Origin of the sequence: Dolichospermum sp. LEGE 00246 (genome assembly GCF_015207865.1) — a bacterium.
GTDB classification, from domain to species: domain Bacteria; phylum Cyanobacteriota; class Cyanobacteriia; order Cyanobacteriales; family Nostocaceae; genus Dolichospermum; species Dolichospermum heterosporum.
In genome coordinates this window covers 1-13,133 of record NZ_JADEWA010000110.1, presented here as the reverse complement: position 1 = coordinate 13,133, position 13,133 = coordinate 1, and the positions used below count along the sequence as shown (strand labels likewise).

Here is a 13,133-nt window from a genome sequence, read left to right as displayed (position 1 = left end):
TGTATAAGAGACAGGGGGGCAGGGAGCAGGGGGAAAATATTTTCTACTGACAACTGACAACTGACAACTGACAACTGACAACTGACGAGCAACCAATTACTAATTAACAAAAGTGAAGATATATGACAGAATCACAAACATTTAGAATGCCGCCACCTTTACCAAAAGCAAAAGTACAGCCTCCGGTGGCAAATTTAGAAATGAACGCACCAGCGCCACCAATAATTACTACACCACCACCAATATTTTCCAATTCTAATGGGTTAACGAATGAACCTGTAGGACGTACCTTAGCGCAGCTTGTTCAGGAAGCCTTTGATGAGGGTTACTCTGATATTCACTTGGGAGTGGGTGAAATTCCCCGCTTCCGCAGCCGAGGGGAAATTCTGACAACAAGTTATCCCGAAGTTGATAAACTGACTTTTATGCGTTGGTTGCGGGAGATTCTCTCTGATTCTGAAATTCAAAGGTTTCAAGAACATTTAGAATTTGATGGGGCGACTCAGTACGATTTTGCCCGTGTGCGGATTAATGTGTTTGATTCGCTGCGTGGTTATGCAATGGTACTGCGGTTAATTCCTCTCAAAATTCTATCTATGGAGCAGTTGCGCCTACCACCAGTGTTTAGAGATATTTGTCATCATCACAAGGGTTTAGTTTTGGTGACAGGTCCTACTGGTTCGGGTAAGTCTACGACAATGGCAGCGATGGTTGATTATATCAATCGGGAGATGGCTAAACATATTATTACGATTGAGGACCCGGTGGAATTTGTCCACCAAAGCCGTAAATCTTTGGTTAAACAGCGGGAGGTGGGAATGCACACTCGCAAGTTTGATAATGCTTTGAAAGCAGCTTTGCGGGAAGATCCAGATTTAATTCTGGTGGGGGAAATGCGGGATAAGGAAACGGTGAATACGGCACTAAAGGCTGCACAAACAGGTCACTTGGTGATGGGAACTCTGCACACAAATAGTGCGGTAAAAACTATTGAACGGATTCTCAATTTATATTCGGGTGAAGAACAGGAAGCTATGCGGATAGCGGTTGCGGAATCTTTAGTAGCGGTGATTGCTCAAGGCTTGTGCCGAACTACAGATGGTAAACGGGCGGCTTTCCACGATATTCTCATTAATACTGAGGCTGTTAAGGAATGGGTGAAGGATGGCAAGTATGATGAGATTGCGGAGTTAATGAAACAAGCTGGTTTTGATGGCATGGTGACAATGAATCAGTCATTGCTCGATCTTTACCAAGAAGGTCGGATTACCGAGGAAACGGCACTAGAAATGTCGCCAACTCCTAACGAAATGGCTCAATTCCTCCGAGGTCGTGTTTAATTGGTAATGGGTAATGACCAATGACCAATGACTAATGACTAAGTTGAATGTAAACAAACTTTCTAAACCCCAGTTGTTCAAGGGTATTGCCTTGTTTACGCCTGGGGGGGATTTAATGTATTGTATTGACCCTAATAAGCAAGGACGATGGCATTTAAATTTATGTGCGGCTTTGCAAGAAATTCTTGATTTACCGGAGCCGCCACATTTTTTAGTTCCTTGCTATACTGCAACTATTGATCACTGGTTAAATCCTCGGACTCAACAAGTGCAAATTTTTGCCGAAGCTTATCCGGCGGTGATTAGGCATCAGGCTGTGTTGAATGCGATTTTTGGGACGGGGGATTTGGTGTGGCAATCAGCACCTTGGCAGGATGGTTTGTGCGATCGCTTGGTATTATCAACTTATCGGTCGACATTTCCTCAGCTTTGGCAAGATCATGATTTAATTGTGCGGTTAGATTTGGCTGATTCTCCCTCGCAATACCAGCCACCAGTTGTCAATAGACAACCTGTGCTACAAAATATTCAAGGACCTCCAGGCTTTGTTTTGCGCTTGTTTGTGGCTGGTCATAGTGCGACTACAGAAAAAATTTTACAGAACTTGCACGAATCCTTAGAGCGATCGCTAGGATATCCTTATACTCTCAAAGTTATTGATGTCCTCACAAATCCAGAACAGGCAGAAATAGATCAAGTTTCTGCTACTCCTACTTTAGTTAAGGTTTGGCCCCATCCAATTCGGCGGATGGTTGGTAATTTAGATAACATGGATAAATTATTACAAATGTTAGCAGGACAATAGACAACCAGTGACAAAGAATGTATAAACTCAAAAAAAAGTTATAATTTATAGAATACTCTTGATTAATGTCTTATGCTAACTACATACACCGCAAAATATACCAAAATAAATAGTGGATATATGGGACAATTGATTGAATGGCAAGAAGTCATTACTGAGGGAGAAACACTAGAAATGTGCAGAACTATGTTACAAGATGCACTCAAAGAAATGATTCTTGCCTATCATCAACAAAATAAAGAAATTCCCACAGAAAACTCTTTACTGGAACAAATTCCTGTAGAAGTTTGATTATGTCAGTAAAACGAAAAGATTTAATTAAGTATTTGGAAGAAAATGGATTTTATTTATTGCGGGAAGGTGGCAATCATTCTATTTATACTAAAGCCATAGGAATAGAGATAGCGCGACCTAGTAGTCTGTCAAGAACTAATTGACGGGTAAATAAATTTTTCCTCTTCCTTCTTCCTTCGCGCTCTTTGCGTCCTAATGCCTACGGCACGCTCCGCGAACGTGGTTCATTTCTTCTTTATCCGTCAAAATTTATTTGACAGACTACTAGTAATCGTTATTTACGAAGTTTGATCTTTAATATTAAAAATAAGGAATTTCTGTGATTATGAACCTTACTTGGTTAGATAGTAATAGTTGGTTAATTGAAATTGGTGAACAGCGGATACTAATTGACCCTTGGTTAATTGGTGATTTAACCTTTAATAATTTAGATTGGTTATTTAAAGGTTCTCGTTCTCAGGATCGGTCAATACCAGATAATATAAATTTAATTTTGCTTTCTCAAGGTTTAGAAGATCATGCACACCCACCCACCCTAAAGCAGCTTAACAAAAATATCCCAGTTGTCGCTTCCCCCAATGCTGCCAAAGTTGTCAAACAACTGGGTTATCAACAAATAATTAGCCTCAATCATGGCGAAACCTTTACCTTAAATCAGCAAGTAGAAATCAAAGCTTTTCCTGGTTCTCCCATTGGACCCACCCTATTAGAAAACGGCTATCTGCTTAAAGATTTAGTAAATAATTCCACACTGTATTATGAACCTCATGGCTATCATTCCCCTCAACTCAAAGAAATAGCGCCCATTGACGTAGTAATCACTCCAATCATTGATTTGAGCTTACCCTTACTCGGTCCGATTATTAAAGGAATGAATAGCGCCCTAGAAGTAGCAAAATCCGTAAAACCTCAATTTATCCTCCCTACCGCAGCCGGAGGGGATATTTTGTTTGCAGGAATATTAGTAAAATTCCTGCAAGAAAAGGGAACTGTGGCAGAATTTCGCACATTGCTAGAGAAAAACCATTTAACAACCCAGGTAATTGCCCCTAAACCCGGTGAAAAAGTTATGGTTTAATTGAAACCAATGATAGTTTGAGGATGTTATAATCTGCGATTTAAAGGCTTGATGTAAATATATCTACATCAAGTTTTCTGAATATCTGTGTGATTAACTATGACAAAAATTCATATTTCCCTAGCCTTGAGTATAGCTACCCTAGCCAGTGGTTTCTTGTTAGCCGCTTGCGAAAATCCCAATCCCCCAACTGGAAGTAGTACCACTTCCCCAACCGCTACCACTACAACCAGTGATACTAAAGGATTGAAAATTGGTAGTTTATTACCCACAACAGGTGACTTAGCTTCCATTGGACAACAAATGGTTGGTTCAGTTCCCTTATTAGTAGACACAGTTAACGCTTGTGGAGGTGTTAACGGTGAAAAAGTCACTTTAGTACAAGTAGACGACCAAACAGATCCTAAAGCCGGTGCTGCGGGAATGACCAAATTAGCAACTTTAGATAAGGTAGCTGGTGTAGTCGGTTCTTTTGCTAGTAGCGTTTCCACTGCGGCGGTTTCTGTGGCTGTACCCAATAAAGTCATGCTGATTTCGCCTGGTAGCACCAGCCCCGTATTTACCGACAAAGCTAAAAAAGGTGACTTTAAGGGTTTTTGGGCGCGAACTGCTCCCCCTGATACCTATCAAGCATTAGCTTTAGCTCAACTTGCTAAGAAGAAAGGTTTTAAAAGAGTTTCCACAGTAGTTATTAACAATGACTATGGCGTGGGTTTTGAAAAAGCATTTGTAGATACTTTTGAAAAATTAGGCGGAACAGTAGTTAATAAAGATAAGCCTGTGCGCTATGATCCCAAGTCCCAAACATTTGATACAGAAGCAACTGCGGCTTTTGCTGGGAAACCAGATGCGGTCTTAGGCGTATTATATGCGGAAACAGGGAGTTTATTTCTCAAAGCTGCTTATCAACAAGGTGTCACGAAAGGCGTACAAATTTTACTCACGGACGGCGTAAAATCTGCTACTTTCCCTGACCAAGTTGGCAAAGGTAGTGACGGCAAGTATATTTTATCGGGGGCTATTGGGACAGTTCCTGGTTCTAGTGGTCCAGGTTTGGAAAACTTTAATAAACTTTGGCAAGAGAAAAAAGGCGGTTCTCCCGGAGAATACGCACCTCAAGCTTGGGACGCTGGGGCATTGTTGGTATTAGCCGCCCAAGCTGCTAAGGAAAATACGGGGGCTGGGATTGCTGGTAAAATCAGGGAAGTCTCCGCTGGTCAAGGTACACCAGTTAGTGATGTTTGTGAAGGATTGAAGCTACTTAAAGCAGGAAAACAGATTAATTATCAAGGCGCAAGCGGTGATGTAGATGTTGACGCTAATGGTGATGTCATTGGTACTTATGATGTCTGGACTGTGGGCGATGATGGCAAAATCAAGGTAATTGACAAGGTGAGTCCTAAGTAATTAATTCATAAAAATCCCCGTCAGATTTATAAGTAATTGGACAAAAATATTTACAGTCATTGTGAGGGAAGGGAAGCAATCACAACCCTGGGAATTGCTTCATTTCACTACGTTATATATGGCTAACGCCACGCTGCGCTAACGCAATGACACTGTATAATTAATTCTGTCTCACTACTTATCAGAAGTCGGGGATTTTTGATCAAGCTGCAATATCAGCTTTTTTTGCCAATAAGTATTATTGACACGACATGATTAAAATGCAGTATAGTATGCTTGATATAAGTAAATTACATTAGTCTCTTATTATTCCTCGACTATGGCAGACTATATAGGCATGACACCAACCGTAGTCATAGGACTAGGCGGCACAGGTAAGGAAATATTAATTAAAGTCCGGCGGATGATTGTCGAAGCCTATGGCTCTTTGGATGCTTTACCAATTGTATCGTTTTTGCATATAGATACAGAACAAAATGCTAAAGTCTCTGAGGCGCAAACTGTTCTTAAGCAAAACATTGGTCTTAGCCCCTCTGAACAAGTATGGGCGAAGGTAGAAAACGCTAAAGCTATGCTTAATCAGTTATCTGCTTATAATTATCTAGAAGAGTGGTTTCCCAGTCAGTTAAAGGGTACTGATTCCATTTTGGCAGGTGCGGGGCAAATACGAGCTTTAGGTAAATTTGCCTTTGCGGTGAACTATCAAGCTATCAAAAATAGTTTTACTAATGCCAAAGTACGGATTCTCGGACATGAAAAATTCATGTTAGATCGTTGGGGTTTACAACTTGATAAAGGGATAAATATTTTTATTGTCTGTTCCCTGTCCGGTGGCACTGGATCGGGAATGGTGCTAGATTTGGCTTACAATTTGCGGGATTGGGTTCCGCCTTCAGAAATGCCCCAGTCATCAGCTTATTTAGTGCTTCCAGGGGCTTTTTCCGGGTTGGGCGATCGCGTTATTGCTAATGCCTATTCTGCTCTAATGGAACTAAACCATTATTCTCGCAATGATACTCGATTTGAATGCCAATATAGTAGTAACTCATCGGATCGGATTACCACTCAAAATAGTCAAGATGTACCTTTCAACTTCTGCTATCTTGTTGGTAATAGTAATGATAAAGTCACCCTTCCCAGTCTCAATTCGGTTCTGGAAATGGTAGGACAAAATATATTTTTAGATTTCAGTTCTGGATTTAGTCAATACAAAAAACTTGTCCGGGACAACATTCGTAAACAGTGGGCTAGTCCTGACTCTTTTGGGTATCCTCAAAATTTTATTGCTTTTGGTTTATCCAGTATTCAATTTCCTATTCAACGAGTGGTTCAAGCTTGCGCTTCTCGTTTAGCAGGACAAGTAGTTAGATGGTGGCAAAATCCCACTCCCGCACCAGGATCAATGCGAGATTTGATTCAAACAGAAATCTTGCCAAGTTTGAATCTAGCTGAGTCAGATAGTCAGCATCAACTTCTGGATAGTATCAGCTTGGGGGATAGCATGAAACCCTATGGTAAGGAAGTGGCTGACTGGATTGCTAGTTTACGTAAACGTCGTAATGATTTGAATATTCCCTTTGAAAATTTGCAGCGGTTTATTTCAGTTGAACAGGAAAAATATAGTCCACACTTTAATGATAGTGATAGTGATCCACGTCGCTGGAGTGATTATTTCCAAAAAATGTCGGACAATTTAAATCGCCTGAAAATTCAAAAAAGGCAAGAAATCCGGCACATTGTTTACAGCATGATTGCAGACCGATTTCGTGGTCCCAAATTTGTCCGGCAATTTTTAGAAGGGCTGTTAGAAGTCTTTAATAATTACCGCAGTCAGTTTGATCAAGAACGGCAAAAAAATTGGCTACCCAAAGAACAGTCTGCTGCTAATGCTTTACAAGTTCTCCTCAAACAAATAGATAATAATGCAAAACGATTCAATCCAGTAAATAAAAAGGCAGTGATTGAGCAAGATTTTAATGGAACTATGGAAGCATTAAAGTCAATTTATACTGCTAAAGTTGAAGTTAAATCTCGCTCTTTAGGAGTTTTGTTACTAGATGCTCTCAAGGAAGAAGTTAATAGTTTGATTGTTGATTTGACGGCTTTCGAGCAAAGCCTAGAAACTTTACAAACTCAACTCAATGAGCGAGAAAAGACTTATGTAGGAGAAACAAGTACCTTAACTGTTAATGGGATTTTACTATATAATCCCAAGGATATAGATTTGGTATTTAATCAAATTTTAGAAGGCAAAACAGAAACGGTATATCAGAAAGTATCTCAGGATATATTAGATGATATGGGAATTCCCCTATTTGACCTTTACAAATTTGATCCACTACGGGTTAAAGACTTATTTGGTCGGCTGTTAAACCGCAGCGTAGATGAGTTTGTGGATAAATCCCAATTGCAGATATCAACAGCTAGAAAGTTTTTGGAACAATATCCAACTGTAGAACAACAAGAAGCCCAAATTAAAACTACTTTTGAAAAGAGCGAATCTTTCTTACGATTTAGCCAAGAACAGGTAAATCTTGGTTGGGAAAATAAGGCAGAAAAACGACAAACATTAATTGGGATTCAAGGTGGTACTAAACCATCTGATGCGGCTGTAAATGCCGTTTTACCAATAATTCGCAAATCTAGTACCCTGACTGATAAAGATATTCGGCCATTAAATGATCCCCATCATATTTTCTTTGTCCAAGAGGTAGGGGCTTTTCCACTGCGGTTAATTGAAGGGATGGAAAAGATGCGAGTCATTTATCGGACGGTGAATCAATCTGATAAAAACCCTTTACATACTCACCAAGATCATCGCCAATTTCAGGACATTATGCCCTCCAGTCAAGAAGAGGGACAAATTAAACAAAATCTGCTTTTAGCAAAGGCATTTGGATTAATTGTAGTCCAGGAAAATAAAGTTACGGGATTTGAAGAAATTCGCTTTTTCTACTTAGATAAACAGACAGGATTGCAAAAAGTGCAAGTTTTGGGAGACAACTGGCAAAAAGTAGAAGAAAATCTCCTCAGTGACCAAAATCGAAAAATTCGAGATATTTTGGCAGATGGGCTAAAAGCAATTGGAGAAAGTGCCATAACTAAACCTGAAAAACAGCAATTATATCAAAAGCTGATGAGTTGTTTACAGGAAGTAGAAAATACCCTTGTAGGTGGTAAGGATAACACCGATTATCAAAAAGCAGAAGCAGCAATTGAAAATTACATTAAGCAATATAATTTGATGGTTGCTACTTCATCTGCCAATACCCCAATTACTGTACCTGCCACAACTATATCTAATAAATCCATTCCGATCAATGATGAGAATTTGGAAAAATTTCGTAAGCTAGTGGCTACTTGTTATAAAAGTGGTAATCCGTCAGCGACAGAATTACAGTTGGTGGAGAAATTTCGCCAGAAATATAATATTTCCCAAGATATTGCTGATTTGATGATTACTGAATTTATGCCATCAGTTGCTTCTAATAATGCAGTTGAGGAATATACCTTAATGTATCAAGCTTTTTTGGGAAATGATGGAGAAATAGATTTAGAAGAACAAGTACAGTTATTAGAACTGCAAGAAGAGTTAGGATTAACGAATGAACAAATTTCTCAAATTGAATCAAAAATTCAAGCAGAATTAGCAGCTAAATAAGTAGGTTGGCGTGGAAAATTGTCGTTATGGCAAGGCAAAAGGCAAGAGTGAAGAGGGTTTGGGCGATTTTACGTTTCTTTACACAGTTTGGTTTTATTGTGTTCACCTACTTAATAGTAATTAGTAAATGAGGTATTTGTGACAACAGATTATAACTTTAATAATGTCAAGTGTCCTAAATGTGGACATGATCAGAATGCGGTTAGTGCAAAGAAATGTGAAATTTGCGGACACCAATTGAAAAAGTCTGCAATTCCTCCCATTGTTTTCATAGGTTTGACCGCATTGGTAGCTGTAGGGGGTGGTTATTTTGCTTTCAAAGGTAAACTCACGGGAAAAACTACCCCAGGATTGACTAATACTGCTTCTAATACTACAGTTTCAACAGTACCTATACCAAAGCCAACTGCAACTCAAGAGCCTCCAGCGCAGGAAACTCAACCCAATACTGCGGCTATTAACCCAACTAGCAGTAACTCTGCTAATATTGATACATCATTGCCTAATCCTACTGTTTTAAGTATGGATGGTAGTACAACTATGGTGGGTTTAATCCAGCGTCTGCGGAATGCTTATAGTCAAATAAATGCTAATATTCCCACTACCTATGGTCAACCGAATGGATTTCCCAAAGGTTCAGGTAAGGGACTGGAAGCCTTAATGAAGAATGTAGTGGTAATGGCTGCAACATCTCGACCTTTGAAACCGAAAGAAGCACAAGCGGGGATTCAGGTAATAGCGATCGCTCGTGATGCAGTAGGTGTTGTTGTTGGTATTAATAATCCCTTTAAAGGTAGTTTAACTTTAGACCAATTACGACAAATTTATCAAGGTCAAATCACTAATTGGTCACAAGTGGGTGGATCAGATGCCTCTATTAAAGTTATTAATCGCGCTGCTGGTAGTGGGACTAGAGACTTCTTTCAAGACACAGTTTTGTTAGAAAAACCCTTTGCCCCGGATAGTGCTAATTTTATCACCTTTCCCCAAGACGAAACTACAGGAATAGTCCGCATACTGGGAAATAATGGGATTAGCTACGCTACAGTTTCCCAGCTAGAAAATCAGCAGCTAGTAAGAATAATACCAATTAATGAAGTATCGCCTGTAGACAAAACTGCCATTCAATCTGGTAAATATCCCATTAGTCGGAGTGTTTATTTAGCAATTCGCAAACAGAATAGTCCCGCCGTGAAACAATTTATTGATCTGGCATTATCTTCCCAAGGACAACAAATTATCCAACAATCAGGCTTTATCCCTTTGCAATAAAACAGCAGAATTCAGTAATCAGCAGATGTTTAGCAATCCTAAACACCTGCTTACTTCTATTTTCTAAAAACCAGTAAAGTTATAACCGACTCCTAATAAAATTCCCACATCAGTTTTATCAAAAAATCCAGCGTTGACGGCGGCTGTGGCGGTTAATCTGCTATTTAGAGGTACGTCTATACCACCAGTGACTAGCAAAGCAGCTTCAGTGTTAGATTGATTACCTGTTTTAATAGCCGCACCTAGTCCAATATAAGGAGCTATGGGTAAAGGTTCTGTAAATGGATCTGGTGATTTAAAAGCAAAGTCGTAAGTAATAGGAGTAAGAAATGTTGTATCTGTTCCTAATATTACTGATGGTCTAACTGATAAGGTTTTGGTCAGACCAATTTTACTGATAACAGTGAAATTACCATCACTCAAAGCTGAAAAGCTACCGGATGCACCAACGTTGAGACCAACACCAATATAGCTACTACCACCACGAGTGGCTCTACCTATGCCAATCGGACTTTGTGCTATTTGATTGGATGGTTCTGTTTTTTCGGTAGCTTGTGTAGAACCAGAATTGAGCATAACTGATGAAGTTTCTACTGTTCCTGGTACGGGTGTGATTGTCCGACTGGCTATTTCTTCTGTAGCAACGGTGGATATTGATGTTTGGTTGGTGGGAAGAACAATTGTTCCTGGTTCGACTGTCTGAGCATTTACGGAAAGTCCGCTACCTAAAACTACCAAAGCTGCAAGACTTGGTAAGGCTAAACAAGTTTTACGAAAAATAATATTACTCATGTTCACTCCTAAATAAATTAAGATTGATACCTATCTAGATATCATCTCAAGTTACTAGTATATACTCACCATCTAACACCAAAAATCAAAATTCGGATCTTGATTTTGTTTATACTGCAAACGGTTCATAGTTTAACCAAATATGAAACCCCTCTGGTAAACCTCTCCTTTGCACCTCTCCCTAACCCTCTCCTAAGAGGAGAGGGAAAAGGAATAATATTTAATACTGGAGAGGCTTTGAACTTGTTCTTTGTATGATAAAAAAGTCCAGCTTCTAGCCGTTTTGAGTATAATTAACTAAGCTGCGTAAAAAATTTACATCAAAAGCCAAGAGAATTTTCCTCCTGACTCCTGCTGTACCTTATGAAATATCTAGCAATTGTCTCAAGAGCATTTGATCGTCTAGTTTAGCTTTTAAGCGCCCTTTTTCCACATCACGAATCCAGCTTTGGCTTTTTTCCATCAACTTGGCTAGTTCCCTCTGGGAGAGGTTCATTTTTTTTCGTCCTTCCATAACCTCTTCCCCTAGCAAATTACCTGTTTGTTGATGATTGCTTTTTACTTTAGTGGAGCGACGTTGTTTTTTATCTGATTCTGAACGATTTTCCCAATCGGTCGGGAGTTCAAAAGATAAAATGCGTGCGTTCAGAAGTAAATTCCATTTACCACGTGGTCCGCTATCTGTGAGGCGATTTTCACCACTACCATCATTAATCCAAAATTCTAACGCTTCCTCTGGATCTTCCGGTATATCTACTAATTTTGCCCACAGGGGCTGAATTTCCGGGGGATAGGTAACAGGATCAAATAATGGCTTAAGTCCATAATGATTGAGAACTTCTAAATCATTTTCATAGGCTTTAAGTAGGCGTTTCCGTTCTTCCCTGTGTCTGGAAGCTTGGGTCACTTTTTCCTCACCATAAGCAACGCGCAGCAAGGTAGGAATAGTGATGCGTTGTTCTCTCCCCATTTTTGTTTTAAATAATAACCAAAGCATAAGTCTAACAGCACCTTCGTGTTGTTGCCACAGACTCATAACTGTGGTGAGTAGAGTTTTGGGAAGACTACCATATTGATAAAATGTGGTTCGTTCTTTGCATCCTTGTCTGTTGAAGAAATGTTTAGTCCAAATCCCAGCTTTAATTGTAAATGTCAGTCCCACTAAATATTTACAACCTTGATCATCTTCTTGAAAATGATGTTGGGTATCTGTCAAATTCCATAAATAACTATCTTTAATGGAAAAACTGGGAACTCTACCTTGTTGTGGCCAGTCAATAGAAACCATGAGAGAACAAGTCTGAGAGACGATATTTTTAATTAAACCCAGTTTGGCACTTTTGCTGAGGTCTTTACGTTTTTCTAAGCCCAAATACTGTTCAATTTGTCGTTCATCAATGGTAAATTCTTCTTCCCAAGGTTGATCTAATGCTGTAATTTGAGCGGCGAAAATAAGATGAATACAAGCAGCCCGGATGTCTAAATAATCAATTGCTTGTGAATTATTAGCACGGTTGTTAACTGGAAATAGGTCTTGAAGATGAAAGGAAATTGTCCCTCGTCCTTGATTAACTGAGCGACTGTAATGTAAGTTACCTTCCTCATCTTTTTCCCATTGTAAAGATGTTCGTTGTGCTAGTAAATTACAAGCTTCCCAGATAACTATGGCTGAAGCGAAGGGGTTATTCTTACCATTAGAAAATAAATCGGGACTGGTAACATCTCGTGGTTCAATTTTACATCTTCCTTTTTTGGCGTGTACAGGAATAGGCGCATTTGTGGGACAGGCAATTACACATTGTGGTTGTGAATAATAGCCATCACAATTATTACAAAGGGCAGGATCAACCCAATATTCATCATCTTTGATTTTAATTGCACCCGTAGGACATAGGGGTCGGCAGTTGTCACATCCCACGCAACTGTGGTTAGGAATTATATGCGGCATGGTCCGTCTTCCTACTTTAATCGTTGAGATGTTTGGCTCAAGTCTCCCCTTAATGTGTCCTTTTGATTCATAACTCGCTACCAAATTACCTCTATAACGAGAAGATATGTTTCTCGCCTGATTAATTACTCATAGGGTGAATGAAGCCAGATTTTGTAGCTATTTATATTTTGCAAAGTTGGGCTTCATTGCTTCTTCATTAACTATAATTTTCATAAAGATTTCAATAAGATTGTTCAGTATGAGCTTGGCAGAATTTCTTAATATTTACCTGGATATTTACTGTCATAATGTTTATTTTGGGCTATATAAAATATGTTAAATGTTTTTGAATAACATCTTATAGCTGTAGGTTGGATTGTTCGCGTCAGCGTTACGGAGTAATGGGACAAAACTCAGCAAGGTGGCGAAAATGTTGGGTTTCCTTTGTCAACCCAACCTACGTGATTTAGGATGTGAAGAAAATAGTTCAAAAATAGAGGAAATGATTTTTTTAAGTTTGTATTTACTAATACTGTTAGTAGAATATTTTTATC

At 39.2% G+C, this 13,133-nt stretch carries 10 protein-coding genes; 8 read left to right on the top strand and 2 right to left on the bottom strand.

What is annotated here, in order from left to right:
- The first annotated feature begins 122 nt into the window (after nucleotides 1-122).
- The 8 genes from IQ228_RS09980 (at nucleotide 123) to IQ228_RS09945 (ending at nucleotide 9,857) form a co-directional block, all read left to right on the top strand.
- Entirely contained in the window at nucleotides 123-1,340 is a 1,218-nt protein-coding gene (locus IQ228_RS09980) for a type IV pilus twitching motility protein PilT (RefSeq protein ID WP_027401874.1), read from the top strand.
- Between the two features lie 34 nt (nucleotides 1,341-1,374).
- The gene (locus tag IQ228_RS09975) at nucleotides 1,375-2,145 is read left to right on the top strand and encodes a circadian clock KaiB family protein (protein WP_027401873.1); all 771 of its coding nucleotides are present in this window, start codon (nucleotides 1,375-1,377) and stop codon (nucleotides 2,143-2,145) included.
- A 72-nt stretch (nucleotides 2,146-2,217) separates the two neighbouring features.
- Nucleotides 2,218-2,436, top strand: coding sequence for a type II toxin-antitoxin system HicB family antitoxin (locus IQ228_RS09970; protein WP_027401872.1), 219 nt, complete (start codon nucleotides 2,218-2,220; stop codon nucleotides 2,434-2,436).
- Nucleotides 2,437-2,438: 2 nt separating this feature from the next.
- The gene (locus IQ228_RS09965) at nucleotides 2,439-2,582 is read left to right on the top strand and encodes a type II toxin-antitoxin system HicA family toxin (protein WP_168637208.1); all 144 of its coding nucleotides are present in this window, start codon (nucleotides 2,439-2,441) and stop codon (nucleotides 2,580-2,582) included.
- Nucleotides 2,583-2,764: 182 nt separating this feature from the next.
- Nucleotides 2,765-3,517 (top strand): MBL fold metallo-hydrolase, encoded by a 753-nt coding sequence (locus IQ228_RS09960; RefSeq protein ID WP_027401871.1) that lies wholly within the window; start codon nucleotides 2,765-2,767, stop codon nucleotides 3,515-3,517.
- A 99-nt stretch (nucleotides 3,518-3,616) separates the two neighbouring features.
- Nucleotides 3,617-4,924, top strand: coding sequence for an ABC transporter substrate-binding protein (locus tag IQ228_RS09955; protein ID WP_193962775.1), 1,308 nt, complete (start codon nucleotides 3,617-3,619; stop codon nucleotides 4,922-4,924).
- A 319-nt stretch (nucleotides 4,925-5,243) separates the two neighbouring features.
- Nucleotides 5,244-8,585 (top strand): tubulin-like doman-containing protein, encoded by a 3,342-nt coding sequence (locus IQ228_RS09950; RefSeq protein WP_228043790.1) that lies wholly within the window; start codon nucleotides 5,244-5,246, stop codon nucleotides 8,583-8,585.
- A 138-nt stretch (nucleotides 8,586-8,723) separates the two neighbouring features.
- Nucleotides 8,724-9,857 carry a substrate-binding domain-containing protein gene (locus IQ228_RS09945; RefSeq protein WP_370566867.1) on the top strand — a complete coding sequence of 378 codons (1,134 nt, stop codon included), beginning with the start codon at nucleotides 8,724-8,726 and terminating at the stop codon, nucleotides 9,855-9,857.
- 63 nt (nucleotides 9,858-9,920) lie between these two features.
- Here IQ228_RS09945 and IQ228_RS09940 read toward each other — a convergent pair whose 3' ends face one another.
- Entirely contained in the window at nucleotides 9,921-10,649 is a 729-nt protein-coding gene (locus IQ228_RS09940) for a hypothetical protein (RefSeq protein ID WP_027401869.1), read from the bottom strand.
- Nucleotides 10,650-11,010: 361 nt separating this feature from the next.
- Entirely contained in the window at nucleotides 11,011-12,597 is a 1,587-nt protein-coding gene (locus IQ228_RS09935; protein ID WP_027401868.1) for a helix-turn-helix domain-containing protein, read from the bottom strand.
- Nucleotides 12,598-13,133: the final 536 nt, after the last annotated feature.